Genomic DNA, 16,213 nt, shown 5'->3' on the forward strand with positions numbered 1-16,213 from the left:
ACCACAAATTTCCGACTTTTTTGGGAGTCTTTTTGCTGCCCACTCTGCCCGCCGCCAAAAACCCTAGACAGGCTCGTTGTGACTACGCATTTCCAACTGCTCAACGACGAGACGCAAAATGTTGTGTTTCTATCGGGAGCCGGCTGCGGCCACGGCCCGCGGCTTGGCGCGCTCATATTGCGCCGGCCACTGCACTTCCACGCCTAAATCCTGGGCGGCGAAGAGCGGGAAGTACGGCTCACGCAAAAACTCGCGGGCCAGCAGCACCACATCGGCCTGGCCGTTGGCCAGAATAGCTTCGGCCTCGGCCGGCGTGGTGATGAGGCCCACCGCGCCGGTCAGGATGCCCACTTCCTCCCGAATGCGCTCGGCAAACTGCACCTGGTAGCCGGGACCCACCGGAATGGGCGCCGTGGGCACGTTGCCGCCCGTGGAGCAGTCAATCAAATCCACGCCCCGAGTCTTGAGGATGGCGGCCAGCTGCGTCGATTCATCGGCGTTCCAACCGCCTTCGGTCCAGTCCGTGACGGACAGGCGCACCAGCAGCGGCAGCTCCTCGGGCCACACTTCGCGGGTGACGGCCACTACCTCGAGCAGCAGCCGAACGCGGTTTTCGAACGGGCCGCCGTACTCGTCGGTGCGCTGGTTGCTCAGCGGCGACAGAAACTCGTGCAGCAAATAACCGTGCGCCGCGTGCAGCTCAATCACCTGGAAGCCCGCCGTGAGGGACCGCTGGGCGGCGGCCCGAAAATCAGCAATCACTTTCTCGATGCCTGCCGCATCGAGGGCCTGCGGGGTGGGGTAGGTGGGGGCAAAGGCGTCGTCGCCGGGGCCTACGGGCAGCCAGCCGCCCTGGTCGGTGGGCACGGCCCCGTCGCCGGTCCAGGGGCTGAAGGTGCTGGCCTTGCGCCCGGCGTGGGCCAGCTGCACGCCCGGCACGCTGCCCTGCGCCGTGATAAAGGCATTGATGCGCTGGAGCATGGGAATGTGCTCGTCCTGCCAAATGCCGAGGTCCTCGGGGGTGATGCGGCCTTCGGGCGATACGGCGGTGGCTTCCTGGATGATGAGGCCGGCCCCGCCCACGGCCCGGCTGCCCAGATGCACGAGGTGCCAGTCGTTGGCAAAGCCGTCCACGGCGCTGTACTGGCACATGGGCGATACAACAATGCGGTTTTTTAGCGTGACGCCGCGCAGGGCGAGGGGTTCAAATAACTTGGGCATGACATGAGATAAAATCTGACTTGGGAATGCGAAGCTGCCTAAACCGCGTTCCAGCTACTTAAGTTATGGATGACTATCGGGAGCGGACTTTAGGCCGGAACATGACGAACTAAATCTTGCTTTTCCCGCCTGTGTGCCTACCTTGCCGCCGCAAACCCCGCACCGCATGTTCCAGACGCGCTACTTCTTTGGCTATTACTACTTCTACGCCACCGCGTAGAGCGAGCCGCTGTTTGTAGCTAACCCAACAAACTTTTGCAGCGTCGCTCGTTCTTCGGGAGGCGCTTTTTTAATGCCCCATTTCCGCATCATGCCCACGCAACAGGCTTTCTTTTATTACGGCTATTACTTCTTCTGCGCGAAGAAATCGGCCCGCTGTTGCCAGTGTTAACCACCACACTACCCGCCAACAACTCCAGGGCCCCCGCACATCGGAGGCCTTTTTTATGCCCAGCTTTTCGCACCAGCTCATGCCACAGCACGTTTCCATTCAGGGTTTCCGAGGCAGTTTCCACGAAGTGGCCGCCCGGCAGTACTTCGGGCCGAAGCCGGCGCTGTTGCCCTGCGCCACTTTCGGGGCCGTGGTGGCGCACGTGGTCAGCGGCACGGCCGGGGCCGGGCTCATGGCCATGGAAAACTCGCTGGCCGGCAGCATCCTGCCCAACTACCTGCTGCTGGAGCGCCACGCCGTGCGCGTGACGGGCGAAGTGTACCTGCCCATCCACCAGCACCTGCTGGCCTTGCCCGGCACCACGCTGGCGCAGGTGCGGGCCGTGCACTCGCATCCCATGGCCCTGCGCCAGTGCGGCGACTTCCTCGACCGCCACCCCCATTGGAAGCTCGTTGAGACCGACGACACCGGCCACAGTGCCCAGCTACTGGCCGAAACCCGCTCGCCCGGCGTGGCGGTAGTGGCGGGGGCGCAGGCCGCCGAGTTGTTCGGCCTGCATATTCTGGCCCCCGCCATTCACGACGACCCGCACAACTACACCCGTTTTCTGGTACTGGAACGCAGCGGCACCGTTCAGCCCGACCCACGGGCCGATAAGGCTTCGCTCTACTTTTGCGCGCCGCACGCGCCGGGTAGCCTAGCGGCGGTGCTCACCCGCGTGGCCGCCTGGGGCCTCAATCTTAGCAAGCTGCAATCGGGGCCCCGCCCCGGCCAGCCCTGGCAATACGGCTTTCATGCCGATGTTGAATTTGAGGAAAAGGAGCAGTTCGAAGCGCTGCTGGCCGACTTGGAGCCGGTGACGGAGGAGTTGCGCGTGCTGGGTACCTACCGCCGCGGAAAAATGGAAATAGGAAACGAACCGTCATTGCGAGAGGAGCTAGGCGGAACGCGGCAATCCGTCCTGTCAGTACCAGATACTTTACTCAGGTGACGGCCTTTTTTACCAGTCACCGACAAAAAAACAGCTTGTCGCTTCGGAAAACCCAGCACTGAGAACGGGGCGAATTACTTCGGCTCCGCCTCGCAATGATAGAAAAACACACCATGAACATTTCCGTTGCCAGCCGCCTGGCCCACACCGGCGAATACTATTTCTCGCGCAAGCTGCGCGAGCTGGCCGCCCTCAACGCGGCCGGGGCCAACATTATCAGCCTGGGCATTGGCAGTCCCGATTTGCCGCCGCACGCCAGCGTGGTGGCGGCCCTGGCGGCCAGCGCCGCGCTGCCCACTGCCCACGGCTACCAGAGCTACCAGGGCACGCCGGCCCTGCGCGGGGCCATGGCCGAATTCTACCAGCGCCACTACGGCGTGGCCCTGGACCCGGCCACCGAGATTCTGCCGCTGCTGGGCTCCAAAGAGGGCCTGATGCACATAGCCATGACCTTTTTGGAGGCCGGCGACGCCGTGCTCATTCCCAACCCCGGCTACCCGACTTACCGCGCTGTGGCCGAAATCTGCGGGGCCAAAGTGCGCGAATACGACCTGACGGCCGCCAACGGCTGGCTGCCCGACTTGGCCGCGCTGGCCGCCACCGACCTCTCGCGGGTGAAGCTCATGCTGGTGAATTACCCGCACATGCCCACCGGCACGGCGGCCGATTTGCCGTTCCTCACGCGCCTCGTGGCCTTTGCCCAGGCCCACGGTATTCTGCTGGTGCACGACAATCCGTATGGCTTCATCCTGAACGAAACGCCGCCCGTGAGCCTGCTGGCCGTACCCGGGGCCCGCGAAGTGGCCATCGAGCTGAACTCCCTGAGCAAGTCGCACAACCTGGCCGGCTGGCGCGTGGGCCTGCTGGCCGGCCGGGCCGATGTCATTGCTAACGTCCTCCGTTTCAAGAGCAACATGGACTCGGGCATGTTTCTGCCGGTGCAGCAGGCGGCCGTGGCGGCGTTGGCCTTGGGCGCGGACTGGTTTGCGGAGCTGAACGCCACCTACCGCGCCCGTCGCGAGCTGGTGCTGGAGTTGCTGCGAGCGCTGGGCTGCGACCCGGCCCCCGGCCAAACGGGCCTGTTCGTCTGGGCCGCCGTGCCCACTGGTTTCGCCGATGGCTACGCCTTGAGCGATGCCGTGCTGGCCGAGGCGCGGGTGTTCATCACGCCGGGCGGCATCTTCGGTAGCAATGGGCTGGGTTACGTACGGGCCAGCCTGTGCCAGCCAGAGGCGTTGCTGCGCGAGGCGCTGGCGCGGGTGAATGAGATAAGAAAGCACGTCATGCTGAGCGGAGCCGAAGCATCTCGCGTGCAGCAGTAACTCAATCGATTGGATTACTACCCCAAGCGAGATGCCTCGGCCGCTGCTTGATGCGCAGAATGCTCGGCATGACAATATATTACCCATCCCCATGAATGTTACCATCATCGGCCTCGGCCTCATTGGCGGCTCACTGGCCCTAAGCTTGCGCCAGCACGGCCTGGCGCGGCACCTCATCGGCGTGGAGCAAAGCCCGGCCCACGCCCGCCGCGCTCTGGAATTGGGCTTGGTCGACGAAATTGAGCCCGACCTGGCGGCCGCCGTGCGCCGGGCCGACCTCGTTGTGGTAGCCGTGCCCGTCGATGCCATGATAGCCGTGCTGCCGCTCGTGCTCGATGCCACGGCCGCGCATCAGGTGGTTATCGACGTGGGCTCGACCAAGCAGGCGCTGCTGGCCGCCGTGGCCGGGCACCCGCGCCGGGGGCGGTTTGTGGCCGCGCACCCCATGGCCGGCACCGAGCATTCGGGGCCGGAAGCGGCTGTTTCGGGTCTGTTTGAAGGCAAAACGGTGGTGCTGTGCGACGTGGCCGCCAGCGACCCCGATGCCGTGCAGCTGGTCGAGAAGGTATTTCAGGCCCTGCCAATGCGGCTGCTGTACCTAGACGGCGCAGCTCACGACCTGCACACGGCGTACATCTCGCACATCTCGCACATTACCTCCTTCGCGCTGGCGCTTACCGTGTTGGAAAAGGAGAAGGAGGAGCAGCAGATTTTTGACCTCGCCAGCGGCGGATTTGAATCGACGGTGCGGCTGGCCAAAAGCGCGCCGGCTACCTGGGTGCCCATCTTCCGCCAAAACCGCCTCAACGTGCTCGACGTGCTCGACGAGCACCTGCACCAGCTCCAGCACCTGCGCGAGCTGCTGGCGCGGGAAGACTACCTCGGGCTCACCGCACGAATTGAGCAAGCCAACCACATCCGGAAAATCCTGCCGTGAAAAGAGTAAAAAGAGGTAAGGAACAAAACAGCACGTCATGCTGAGCGCAGCCGAAGCATCTCGCGTGCTTCGTTGCGTCGGCTCAAACGAAGCGGGCGAGATGCTTCGGCTGCGCTGAGTATGACCACCAAAATTTAAATTCAGAAATAGAACAATCCCAATTCCTATGACCCCCACCATGAAATCCGCTCTCTTCAACCGCGAGCCCAACGACAAACCCTACCTCATTTCCGGCCCCTGCTCCGCCGAAACCGAAGAACAAGTGCTCGACACTTGCCAGCGGCTGGCCGCCACCGGCAAGGTGCAGGCCCTGCGCGCGGGCATCTGGAAGCCCCGTACCAAGCCCGGCCTGTTTGAGGGCGTGGGCACCAAGGGCCTGCCCTGGCTGAAGCGGGCCAGCGAGCTCACCGGCCTGCCCATTGCCGTGGAAGTGGCCACCGCCAAGCACGTGGAGGACTGCCTGGCCTTTGGCGTGGATATTTTGTGGGTGGGCGCGCGCACGACCGGCAACCCGTTTTCGGTGCAGGAAATTGCCAACGCCCTGCGTGGCGTGAACGTGCCGGTGCTGGTCAAGAACCCCATTCACCCCGAGCTGGAGCTGTGGATTGGGGCCGTGGAGCGCCTGCAAAAGGCCGGCCTGGAGCAAGTGGGCCTCATTCACCGGGGTTTTTCGAGCTACGGCAATACCGACTTCCGCAATGCGCCGATGTGGCACTTGCCCATTGAAATGAGGCGCCGCTTGCCCGAGCTGCCCTTGCTCTGCGACCCCAGCCACATTTGTGGCCGGCGCGATACGCTGGCTGCCGTGGCTCAGCAAGCCCTCAACCTGGGCTTTGACGGCACCATGATTGAGAGCCATCAAAACCCCGACGCCGCTTGGAGCGACGCCAAGCAGCAAATCACCCCCGAGGTGCTGCGCGACCTCATCGAAGGCCTGGTGTGGCGCCACGAAACTACCAACCAGCGCGAGTTCCTGACGGCCCTGGCCAGCTTCCGCGAGCAAATCAACCAGCTCGACGCCGAGGTGATGCAGCTGCTGGGCCGCCGCATGGCCGTGGCCGAGAAAATTGGCCAGTACAAAAAGGAAAACGACATCATCGTGCTGCAAACCAGCCGTTGGAACGAGGTGCTGGAGCGCGCCCTGCGTCAGGGCACGTCGGTGGGGTTGACCAACGAATTCGTGGAGCAATACCTTGCCGCCGTGCACCTGGAGTCCATCACGCGGCAGAATCGGGTGATGGAGGGAAGGTAGCAACTTCACAAACAAAGAGGGTGTGTAATCCAAACAATCTGTTTTTGTACGGATTTTATACTAACAGTATATAAAAAGCGGCCTCACGTTTCGTGAGGCCGCTTTTTCGTTTCTCGTCTGATTTTAGACTACCAAATCACGGCCCGGTCGGCAGCGCGGCGCGTCATATTACTGCCCTCGGGGCAGCCAAAAGCTTCCTGAAACTGCGGCATGTTCATCAGCGAGCCGATGGTGCGGTACTGGCCGGGCGAGTGCGGGTCGGTGAGTATTTGTTGGCGCAGAGCCTCGGGGCGGATGTTGGTGCGGCGCAGTTGGGCTCAGCTCAGGAAGTAGCGCTGCTCGGGCGAGAAGCCGTCGTACCGGGGGTGCGGGCCGCTGCCGTAGCGCTGTGCCAGCTGCTTTTCAAGCGCCCCAAACACCACGGTGAGGCCGGCAAAATCGGCCAGGTTTTCACCCATCGTCAGCTGGCCGTTCACGCGCACCGAGTCGAGGGGCGAGAAGGCGCTGTACTGGCGGCCCACCACGGCGGCGCGCTTCGTGAACTCGGCCGCGTCGGCGGGCGTCCACCAGTCGCGCAGGTTGCCGGCCGAGTCGTACTGCCGCCCCTGGTCGTCGAAGCCGTGGGTCATTTCGTGGCCCATCACCCCGCCGATGGCCCCGTAGTTGATGGCGTCGTCGGCTTTGGGGTCGAAGAACGGGGGCTGCAAGTAGCCGGCTGGAAACACGATTTCGTTCAGCGGCGGGTTGTAGTAGGCGTTGATGGTGGGCGGGGTCATGCCCCACTCGTTGCGGTCGATGGGCCCGCCGAACTTGGCGGCTGGCTTGCTGCTTGGCCCCGGTCAGGGCTTGGTTGTAGCGGAAGGCCGCTTCGGCGTAGGCCGTAGGCCGTGGGCAGGGCCGGGGCCACCGAGCGCACCAGGTGCCAGCGCAGGTACGTTTTGAGGTCGGCCAGGGGCTCGGTTTTCAGCATGGCGTTCAGCTCGTCAAAAAACGCTGGCTGGCCGATGATGAGGTCCTGGGCTTTGCCAAGGCGCCGGCTCGCCAGTAGGGATTTTGGGTCGAGGGCCGGGTAGCGCTTTTGGGCGGCGGCCAGGGTCAGCTTGTTGTAGTTGGTCTGCGGGTTGCGCAGCTCCACGCGAGTGCGGGAGGCCTTGGCGAGGCGCGTTTCGAGGCGCTCGGCGGCGGCGGCGTTGCGCTGGGCCAGGGCTGGGGGGCGCCCTGGCCCAGCAACCGCACAAAACCGACCTGGCCGTGCTGCAACTGGTACGAAAAACGACCGCCGCGTACCACGGCCTCGTCGGTGCCGTCGGTGAAAAAGTAGTTGAGTGCCAGGCCCGGTTGCGGCTCAAATACGGCCACCGTGGCCGAGTCCGGAGCGCCCGCCAGCTGGCCCGTGATGGTGATGGCCGCGTTCGGTTGGGCACGCAGCGGGGCGGGGGCCGCGGCCAGCGCCGCCCCAGACAGGAACATCCAATCTTTCATAAGTGAGCTAAGCAGGCGTGGCTACTGGAGAATCAGTTGGCCCTGCGCGTCAAACACCAAGAACAGGGGGCGGCGACCCACTGCGATTTCGGCCTTGTAGCGCGGGGCGCCGCCGTCGGCAGATTCTATCACCGTCACGCCCAGCAGGCGCGCTCCGGGGTAGTTTTTGGTGATGTAGGCCAAAGCCGGGGCCGCGAGGTAGGCTATAGGCGAGGCTGAGGTAGCGCCGGGGGCCGAAGCCGTTGGTGGCACGCCGACCCCGGTTTTTTCGTTAAACGCCACTACATCGGCCCGGTTCTGGTTGGCCTTCGTGGTGATAATGGCCACGGCCTGCCCTGCGTCGGCGCCCAGTAATTTTTGGGCCCGCTCGTCCTTTATTACCTCGATGCTCGCAATGTTGGCCGGAATGGTCGTCGAAGCGAATGCCGGATTATTCTGCCGCTCACCATCGAGATAGTAAATGGCTGGGACGCTTTGCCTGGGAGTAACAGGTATTGTCTGGACCGACGACGGTGCTGTCCTCGTGCCTGGGGCAGCCAGCTCGGTGCGCGCGGCGGCGCCGAGGCCTTGCCCTGTCGCAGCCTTCGTTGCGGGTGTCACCGGTTGTTGCTCGGCGTTGAAGTACAGCATCCGCTTCGTGTTGCCCTCCGTGATGCCGGCTACGTATCTGGCGTACGGAGCTTTGGAGGAAGCTTTGTCGCTGATAACCCAGCTGGTGAGCTTGGCTGCCGGGTAAGTCTTGGCAATGTAGGCCTTGATGCCAGCGGGCAGCTGGTGTTTGGCCGGACTTGTGGCCGGACCCAATTCGACCTTGAGGTGCATGTCTTGGGCACCCGCTGCATCAACTTTCTTATTCAGGACCAGCACATCGGCCCGATTGCGGTTTTTGTTAGTTGTGATAATATGAGCCTCGTCGGCTCTGATGTCGTCGCCCAATGCTTGTTGCACCTGGCTGCCTCTGAGAACTTTCAATGTCGCAATACTTGCAAAGAAGGCATCGTCGCCTACCAGCTCATTGCTTCGCTGACCATCCACAAAATAGATTAGGGACGGAGTTGCCGCATTGTTCGCCGCTATCGTGGCCCGCACCGAAGCCGGCACCACCGGCCCGGCACCCTGCGCCTGCGCCGCCGAAAAGCCCAGGGCCACGGCCAGCACCAGCGGTCCGGCCACGATGTAGCGGGCCAACTGCCCGGTCGAAGAAAGCGGAGTATTCATCATGGCAACGCGGTTTTTGAGGGTGGGAAAGGTGAAATGAGAAACCAAAGAGGGCCCTGCCGCGCCGTGGCTGAGGCGGAGCAGACTGTATTGGTAGGTCTGGCGGTCGAGGCCGGTTTGCAGGGCGGCGTGGTCGGCCAGGTATTCGAGGTTGTCGAGCACGGCGCGGCGCAGCAGCCACGCCGCCGGGTTGCACCAGGCCAGCGCCTGCAGCAGCTGGGCCAGCAGCACATCCAGCGTGTGCCACTGGCGCACGTGCACCTGCTCATGGCGCAGCACGGCGGCCAGCTCGGCAGCCGGGTGCCGGGCCGGGTTGAGGTAGACGGCTTGCCAGAACGAGAACGGGCTGATGGCCCCCGTCAGGGTGCGCACCGGGTGCCCGTGGACCAGGGCCGGCCGCGACGTGCGCCGCACCCGCCACAGCGAGAGCAGCTGCACCAGCAGCCGGGCCAGCAGCACCGCCGCGCCGCCCGCGTACAGCACCAAGCCCCCCGCCTCCCAGTCGATGGGCGCCGCCACCGGGGCTGCCGCCGCACCGCTCGCTCCGCCAGCGGTTGCCAGCACCTCCACGACCATAGGCAAACCGGCCGCCTCCGGAAACAGCGCCGGCAGCGGCAGCACGGGATACACCGCCGAAAACAGCACCGCTATCAGCAGATAGAAGCGGTTCAGGGTGAAGAAGGTGAGCCGGCGCAGCAGCCCAAAATACGCCGCCGCAAACAGCAGCAGGGCCACGTTGGCCTTCAGCAGGTAGAGCAGGGTGGGCGACATGGCTACTGGGCTTTTTTGCTTTCGATGAGCTTGATAATCTCCTGCAGGTCCGCCGCGCTGACTTTCTCGTCCTGCGCGAAAAACGACACCAGGTCCTTGTAGGAATTCTGAAAGTGCTGCTGCACCAGCGTGCCCAGCGAGCGGCGCTGGTAGTCATCGGCCGAAATCAGGGGCACGAAGCGGTAGGAATTGCCCAGCTTCTCGCTGCGCACGTAGCCCTTGCGCTCCAGGTTGCGCAGCGTGGAAGCCAGCGTGGTGTACGGCGGGCGCGGCGCGGGCAGGCCCCCCAATATCTCCTTCACGAAGCCCCCGCTGGGCAGGGGCCAGAGCACGCGCAGGGCATCTTCTTCGGGCTGGGTGAGGCGTTCCATGGAGTGAAATAGCAGGGTTGTACGATTGTATCGTAAATCTACGAAGATTTCGTAATAAGTATGCTGCTTGTTTCAGAAATCAACCAGGTTTTAAATAAAAAGGCCATTTCAAATCAGGAATGGCCTTTTTATAAAATATTATCGTGAAATAAAAGGGTTCGGCTACCGGTATGAACAGCAGCTGAGGCCGGCGGTAGAGCTAGTGAATCCCCGTCGGCTGGTGCGCCTGCAGCCACTGGGTGGCCTTGCCTTCATCGCCAAAAAACGACACCACAAACGGTTTGCTGTCGTACGATTCGGCCGAGATGAAGCCCGGCTGGCTCACAATGGAGTCGTGCAGCGTGGGGCCCACCAGATAAGCCACAAACAAGCGGCCCCCAAGGCGGCGGGCCATGTCCGGGAAAAAGGAGTTGAGCAGCCACGCCGTAGTCTCGGGGTCGTTGTAGGTGCGGCGGCGAATGTCCTGCAGCCAAAACCGGCTGTGCTCCTGCAAAGCCGTGGTTTCCACCAGCTCATACACGGCGGGCAGCTCGTGGAGCTCGGGCTGGTAGCCCCAGCGGCCCACCAGAATGTCCAAGTCGGGGCGGTGGGCGAGTTGCAGCAGGGGCGGGTTCAGGTAAGACGTCATGGTAAACTCTAGGAGGTAGGCAAAATACGGGGATTCTGCCTAAGCAGTTTAGGTGGGCGGGTTGCCGGCGCTAATCCGCGGGCACCGCCTCAGCTGGCACAGCGCCGGCAGCGGCTGGCGGGTATTTCTTCAGCGAATATGCGGCCAGGGCCACGCTGCCCAGCGTGAGCACGGCGCCCAGTAGAAACGGGGCCCCCGGAAACTGCACCGGAGCCGCCGGACTCGTGAAAAACGCAAACAAATACGTCATCAGCAGCGGCCCCACCACGCCGGTGGCGCTGATGAGGCTGGTGAGCGAGCCCTGCAGTTCGCCCTGCTCGTTGGCCGGCACCTGGCCCGAAATGGTGCCCTGCAGGGCCGGGCCCGCCAGTCCGCCCAGGCAGTAGGGGGCCAGGAACACCAGCATCATCCAGCCCCGGGAGGCGAAGGCGAACAGCACGAACCCCACCACGTAGCACAGCAGCCCGATGATGATGGCCCGCGCCGCGCCCAGCTTCGGGATGACCACGCGCACCAGCCCGCCCTGCACCAGCCCCGAAAACAGCCCCACTACGGCCAACGAGATGCCCACCAATTTTTCGGTCCAGCCAAATTTGAGCATGGTGTAGAATGTCCAGACCGACTGCGTGGCCGAGCCCGCCAGGTAAATGAGCACCAGCGCCGCCACCAGGCCCAGGGTGGCCGGGTAGTTGCGCAGTCGCAACAGCGAGGCCACGGGGTTGGCCCGCCGCCACTCAAACGGCCGCCGCTTGTCGGGGGTCAGCGACTCGGGCAGCACGAAGTAGCCGTAGCAGAAATTGCACAAGCTCAGCCCCGCCGCCACCATAAACGGCACCCGCGAGCCGAAATCGGCCAGCAGCCCGCCCAACGCCGGCCCGATGATGAAGCCAATACCAAAGGCCGCGCCCACCAGCCCGAAGTTCTGGGCGCGCTTCTCAGGCGTACTGATGTCGGCGATGTAGGCCGTGGCCGTGGTGAAGCTAGCCCCCGTGACGCCCGCCAGCACGCGCCCCACAAACAGCCAGGCTAGGGTAGGGGCAAAGCTCAGAAACACGTAATCGAGCCCCAGGCCCAGCAGCGCGGCCAGCAGCACCGGCCGCCGCCCCAGCTTGTCGCTGAGCCCACCCATCACCGGGGCAAAGCAGAACTGCGCGCTGGCGTAGGCAAACGTGAGCCAGCCCGAGTACTCCGACGCCCGGCTTAGCCCCTCGCCCGTGAGCTGCCGAATGAGCTTGGGCACCACCGGAATAATCAAACCCAGCCCGATGACATCAATGAGAATGGTGATAAAAATAAAGCCCAAAGCGGGCGCGCGTTTATCGGACATAAGCAGCGGGCAAATGGAAACGGGGCAGCAGCAGCAAGTAAAGGTCCGCACAAAGCCGGGCCCGACCGGCCCCGTACCACAAGCGCGTATTTAGCAGGCTCGTTTTTCTGCTATGCCTTTAAGTTCGTCGTCTGCTGCCCTCGCCCACCGCCCCGAACTCGCGGGCCTGCGGGCGTTGGCTATGGGTATTGTGCTGGTACAGCACTGAGCACGGCCGGCTTTTCCGTCGGGCGAAGTGGGGCCGAGCCTGTTTTTCGTGCCCAGTGGCTACCTCGTACCGGGTATTATCTGAAAATACGGGGCCTACGTGGGCGTGCCGGGGCCTTGGAGGCAACGGCTGCGCACATTTTTCACGCGCCGGGTGCTACGTATCATTCCGCCGTATTATCTGGCGCTGGTGGGGGCGTTGCTGCTGCCGCTGGAAGTAGTGCAGCAGCACTTGCTCTGGTTCGTGCTGCCGGCGCTGGGTCGAAGCCCCCATCGACCGCTTCAAAGACAAGTTTCGCTACGCCGATGCTGCGCCCCAAAGTCAGCTAAGCCAGCAGCTGTTGGGGTAAAAATTCAATTTCCCGTTGTTGCTACGGGTTGGCGCTTACGATTCCGGGTTGCCGGCCAGCGCCGCCAGGGGCAGTGGGCCGGTGGCATCCACGAGGCGCTGCTGGGCGCTCAGGCCCACATCCAGCAGGTCCTGCATCAGGCCTTCGCCGGCGGCTTCGGGCGTGTAGGTATCGGTGGTCGTGCTCACCACCAGCACGGGCCGTTCGGGCAGGGCCACCAGTGTCGCCCGCCGGTCGATTTCGGCAGGGAACACGGGCGCACACAGAATCAGCCGGCTGTAATCAACGCCATTGTTGGCCAGCCAGCGGCAGGCCGCGGCCGCGCCGTGGCCGTAGCCCAGCACCGTGAGCGGCGTATCGGGCGGACAAGCGGCCAGCACTTGCCGGGCCAGCGCATCGAGGTAGGTGCCGAGGTCATCGAAGTCGGCCAGCAGGGAGTCGGTGGCAAACCACGCGGCCTGCGTGGTAGGCGCTTCCGGGCCAGTGCCGGGCTGGCTGTAGCGGCTCAGGGCCTCGGGCAGCACCAGCAGGCGTTCGGGCGTGTCCAGGTTTTGCAGCTGCCGGGCAAGGCCGGCCACCGGTTGGTCGTGGCCGTGCAGGCATATCCATACGTGCGAAATGGCGGGCCCAGGCTCACCCAGCAGCAGGTAGCGGGCGGTGCGTGGCGTGGTAAACGGCAGGGGGAACATAGCGAAGGCAGGAAGGTAAAATTGTGGGCTATACGCAGTGTAACTGGCCGCAGCCCTAATCGTCGGCTATATTCTCCCGCAGCCAGGCAATAGCCGTGTTTTCTTCGATAAACCGCTCGCCGATGTAAGGCTTGCTCTCAAAATAAGCCGACGGCGGAAAAGCCGAGTCCGCGGCAGCGTCGCGCAGGTACACCGGGGCCAGCAGGTAAGCCAAGCGGGTACGCCCGCCCAACTGGACCCCCAACCGCGGTAAAAAGGTGCTCACCATCCATTACGCGCCCACTGGAGGGGTATTGAGTCAGCGGCGCACGTCGAGTATCCAGTGGCGATAATTGCCCGCCCGGGCTGCTTCCAAGAGCAGCTGGTATCCCTGCTGCATCCTGGGCAGCTCGATGGGAATCAACCAACGGGCTATTAAAAGGTCCAAATCGGCTTGGCAACTAATTTCCAGATAATCCTCAACCAACAACGGACTCATAAGCAAAAAAGTAAGGCCTCAAAGGTAATCGGCCCGAAAAGCGAATAGCAGCGAGATGGGTTGACTCCCGAGCCAAATCATTTGTATAGCCGGTAATTATGTATCCTATTGGTCATGTCATTACCAGCTATTGCTGATAAAATGAAGGGGTACTGTGCCAAATTAATGCAGGGGGCTTGTTTCAATCAAAAAAGCTCCCTACCTTTGCAGCACCAAAACAGTGCGGGGTGGAGCAGTTGGTAGCTCGTTGGGCTCATAACCCAAAGGTCACTGGTTCGAGTCCAGTCCCCGCTACCTAGTAAACCCGGAAGTATCTCATTATGAGACGCTTCCGGGTTTTTTATTTCTGGGCTACACAGTAGCTACACAGTTAGCGCGGGAAACGGGTGTTAATTCCGCTTAAATCAGCTAAAATTTAGTGTGATTTATGGTTGCGGTTCCCTCCAAGGACGGGAAGCCCGCGCGGTTACTTCAGCATTAGCAACTGTTGTTTACAACACGGCTTTCACTACCAAAGAGTCTACGGATTTGCTAACAGTTAAGGAAACCGCCAAAGGTCTGCGCAAGTCGGAAAAAACAATTAGGGAGTATGTCAAACCCCAGGTGCTGCCCGCTGCCGACGCCAACCGCAACACCGCTTGACGGCCTTACTCCATACTCGAAGCCTATGTCAACGCCTATGTGAAGCGGTTACGGGCTTAGGTGGCGCCAATGAAAAGAGGGGCCATTAAGCCCCTCTTCGTAATACGCAACTGTTTTCCTCTATTCCTGGGCGCACATGTTCATGGTGAACGCTCGCCCATCGGTATTATTCATGCGACCCACGTAGCAAGAACCTTCGGCTACCAGTTCGCAGGTGGCCGTTGCTTTACCATCGGTGTACTCGGTTAGCGTGATGGAACCGTCGCCCTCATCCATGCGGCCTTTCAGGCTGTACAGCTGCTTACGACCCACGTACGAGTAAGTGCCTTCGACCTGCTGGTCTTCGCGCAGCACCAGGGTGTAGTTCGCGGACAGCTTGCCCACCTTGCCCTTGAATGTTGCCGTTTCGCCGAATTCACCGAACAGGTTCGGTACGTATTTGCTGCGGACGATTTCGTTGTCGTCGTTGGCCACTTCAGCGTTGGCCGTTGCTACCGGTGCTGAGGCTTCTGTTTTCGGGATTTTAGGTTCCTCCGCTTCAATTGGAGCCGAGGCGTTTTCCTCGCGTTGGTATTCACTCTTTGCACCAGTAGTGTAGGGCTGCTCTGTTACGCTGCTGGTTTCCGTGCTTGAAGAACCGCTGTCGCCTTTCCGCTTGCTACATGCATCGTAGACAGAATCAAACTCGCGCTCGGCTTGACGGACTTGCTCATCCGTCCAACCCTTTGCTACCCCCATTTCTCTCAGCTCGCTTAACGCGCGTTGAGTCGTCCCGAAACACTCATCGGCCTTCCTTGCTTGTGCCGTGTTGTTTTCTAGCGTTTTCATTTCCTGCCAACAGTCACAGGCTTCCTCCGCAAGTCCTTTGGGGGTTCCATTGCCTATGCCGCAACTGGCGAAGGTCAACGTGAGAGCTGATAGCGACAGGCAAAGCAAGTGAGCAAATAGGGTATTACGTTTTTGCATAATGAGTATGTGTTTGCTGTGAAGGTATTGCAGCATAACTCATACTTCCCAATGCTGTCGTGTTTGTCCGTGACATTTGGGTGCTACCTATGAGTGAGCACCGGGTAAACCCATTCTGTATTCGGGTTGGAGGGCACTATATAGCAACTTGAGTAGTCGGACGTTTCAGGTACGAGGTGGGTTGTATGATAGCAACTTTAGCAGTAAGGATGCAAAAATCAACCAGGTGGTAACAATTCCTAGGGGCAATCCTTACCTTAGTATAACCCACCTTGTCAGCTTGTATTCACATGGAAGTCATCGTTTTAACCCCCGCCCAATTTGAGTCATGCATAGCTCGTGCGGTTACTTCAGCAATGGAAGCTTTTGCCGCCATCACTGCCACTGCCCCCAAGGAAACCACGAACCTGCTAACAGTTAAGGAAACCGCTAAGCATTTGCGGAAGTCAGAGAAAACAATCAGGGAGTACATCAAGCTAAAAGTGCTACCAGCCGTTGATGCCAACCGCAACACTGCACTACGGCCTAGCTACTCTATTCTGGAGGCTGATGTCAACGCCTACGTGAAGCGACTGCGAGCATAGCTAAAGCCAGGATTCAACCTTGCAATTTTTGGCGAAATTTTTTTGAAACCGTAGTCCCACGAATGTATTGATAATCAATGGCATGGGGTAGGGGAGGGATACCCGGGAGGTAGCTAGCTGGGTACCCCGAGCGGTCTATCCTTCTACCTAGTTACCAGTTTCATCGTCTAAGAACGCCTCTAAGCTTGCTCGTAGGTGTCTGTAGTGTTTTTGGTACTTGGGTAGTTCCCTTACGGCGGCCTCAAAGTCAGCTATGGTAGCTGCGTTACCGTAACCACCCTCCAACTTTGGCACCAGGGTATCGCCTACGGTCATATACGTCCTATGTTCAGACACGACCTCTTAATTTAGGTCAATGAAGGAAAGGAGTGGAGTAAGATTCTAAT

General features: G+C 61.5%; 16 protein-coding genes, 1 tRNA gene and 1 pseudogene. 6 read left to right on the forward strand and 12 right to left on the reverse strand.

The features are described from left to right. Positions 1-129 precede the first annotated feature (129 nt). A complete protein-coding gene (locus IEW17_RS19515; RefSeq protein ID WP_188563741.1) occupies positions 130-1,221 on the reverse strand; it encodes an NADH:flavin oxidoreductase/NADH oxidase in 1,092 nt (363 codons plus the stop codon). Between the two features lie 470 nt (positions 1,222-1,691). Here IEW17_RS19515 and IEW17_RS19520 point away from each other — a divergent pair, with 470 nt between their 5' ends. From IEW17_RS19520 to IEW17_RS19535, 4 genes are all read left to right on the forward strand, one after another. Continuing rightward, entirely contained in the window at positions 1,692-2,603 is a 912-nt protein-coding gene (locus IEW17_RS19520; RefSeq protein ID WP_188563755.1) for a prephenate dehydratase, read from the forward strand. A 95-nt stretch (positions 2,604-2,698) separates the two neighbouring features. Then, positions 2,699-3,925, forward strand: coding sequence for a pyridoxal phosphate-dependent aminotransferase (locus IEW17_RS19525; protein ID WP_229749155.1), 1,227 nt, complete (start codon positions 2,699-2,701; stop codon positions 3,923-3,925). Positions 3,926-4,016: 91 nt separating this feature from the next. Then, positions 4,017-4,862 (forward strand): prephenate dehydrogenase, encoded by an 846-nt coding sequence (locus tag IEW17_RS19530; protein WP_188563743.1) that lies wholly within the window; start codon positions 4,017-4,019, stop codon positions 4,860-4,862. 178 nt (positions 4,863-5,040) lie between these two features. Beyond that, positions 5,041-6,114 carry a chorismate mutase gene (locus tag IEW17_RS19535; protein ID WP_188563744.1) on the forward strand — a complete coding sequence of 358 codons (1,074 nt, stop codon included), beginning with the start codon at positions 5,041-5,043 and terminating at the stop codon, positions 6,112-6,114. A 128-nt stretch (positions 6,115-6,242) separates the two neighbouring features. Here the strand turns inward: IEW17_RS19535 and IEW17_RS21125 are convergent. From IEW17_RS21125 to IEW17_RS19580, 10 genes and pseudogenes are all read right to left on the reverse strand, one after another. Then, positions 6,243-6,890: pseudogene (locus IEW17_RS21125) on the reverse strand (M13-type metalloendopeptidase). Continuing rightward, entirely contained in the window at positions 6,887-7,318 is a 432-nt protein-coding gene (locus IEW17_RS21130) for a M13 family metallopeptidase N-terminal domain-containing protein (RefSeq protein WP_229749157.1), read from the reverse strand. The pseudogene IEW17_RS21125 and the gene IEW17_RS21130 overlap by 4 nt, the downstream one beginning before the upstream one ends. After that, entirely contained in the window at positions 7,210-7,596 is a 387-nt protein-coding gene (locus IEW17_RS19545) for a hypothetical protein (RefSeq protein ID WP_188563745.1), read from the reverse strand. Before IEW17_RS19545 ends, IEW17_RS21130 begins: the two co-directional genes overlap by 109 nt. Before the next feature lie 21 nt (positions 7,597-7,617). Continuing rightward, a complete protein-coding gene (locus IEW17_RS19550) occupies positions 7,618-9,585 on the reverse strand; it encodes a M56 family metallopeptidase (RefSeq protein WP_188563746.1) in 1,968 nt (655 codons plus the stop codon). A gap of 2 nt (positions 9,586-9,587) precedes the next feature. Then, positions 9,588-9,956 carry a BlaI/MecI/CopY family transcriptional regulator gene (locus IEW17_RS19555; protein WP_188563747.1) on the reverse strand — a complete coding sequence of 123 codons (369 nt, stop codon included), beginning with the start codon at positions 9,954-9,956 and terminating at the stop codon, positions 9,588-9,590. 199 nt (positions 9,957-10,155) lie between these two features. Next, positions 10,156-10,584, reverse strand: a complete 429-nt coding sequence (locus IEW17_RS19560) for a hypothetical protein (RefSeq protein ID WP_188563748.1) — start codon at positions 10,582-10,584, stop codon at positions 10,156-10,158. A gap of 70 nt (positions 10,585-10,654) precedes the next feature. Beyond that, entirely contained in the window at positions 10,655-11,911 is a 1,257-nt protein-coding gene (locus tag IEW17_RS19565) for a TCR/Tet family MFS transporter (RefSeq protein ID WP_188563749.1), read from the reverse strand. A gap of 592 nt (positions 11,912-12,503) precedes the next feature. Continuing rightward, positions 12,504-13,157: an alpha/beta hydrolase gene (locus tag IEW17_RS19570; RefSeq protein WP_188563750.1), complete on the reverse strand. Its 654-nt coding sequence runs from the start codon at positions 13,155-13,157 to the stop codon at positions 12,504-12,506. 55 nt (positions 13,158-13,212) lie between these two features. Next, positions 13,213-13,401, reverse strand: coding sequence for a hypothetical protein (locus tag IEW17_RS19575; RefSeq protein ID WP_188563751.1), 189 nt, complete (start codon positions 13,399-13,401; stop codon positions 13,213-13,215). A 54-nt stretch (positions 13,402-13,455) separates the two neighbouring features. After that, entirely contained in the window at positions 13,456-13,635 is a 180-nt protein-coding gene (locus IEW17_RS19580) for a hypothetical protein (protein ID WP_188563752.1), read from the reverse strand. Between the two features lie 221 nt (positions 13,636-13,856). Here IEW17_RS19580 and IEW17_RS19585 point away from each other — a divergent pair. Continuing rightward, positions 13,857-13,929 (forward strand) — tRNA-Met (locus IEW17_RS19585). 468 nt (positions 13,930-14,397) lie between these two features. Here IEW17_RS19585 and IEW17_RS19590 read toward each other — a convergent pair. Continuing rightward, positions 14,398-15,279: a hypothetical protein gene (locus IEW17_RS19590; RefSeq protein WP_229749156.1), complete on the reverse strand. Its 882-nt coding sequence runs from the start codon at positions 15,277-15,279 to the stop codon at positions 14,398-14,400. A 254-nt stretch (positions 15,280-15,533) separates the two neighbouring features. Here IEW17_RS19590 and IEW17_RS19595 point away from each other — a divergent pair, with 254 nt between their 5' ends. Then, positions 15,534-15,827 carry a helix-turn-helix domain-containing protein gene (locus tag IEW17_RS19595; RefSeq protein WP_188563754.1) on the forward strand — a complete coding sequence of 98 codons (294 nt, stop codon included), beginning with the start codon at positions 15,534-15,536 and terminating at the stop codon, positions 15,825-15,827. The last annotated feature ends 386 nt before the right edge of the window (positions 15,828-16,213 follow it).

The sequence above is a fragment of the Hymenobacter frigidus genome (genome assembly GCF_014640435.1).
Taxonomy (GTDB): Bacteria; Bacteroidota; Bacteroidia; order Cytophagales; family Hymenobacteraceae; genus Hymenobacter; species Hymenobacter frigidus.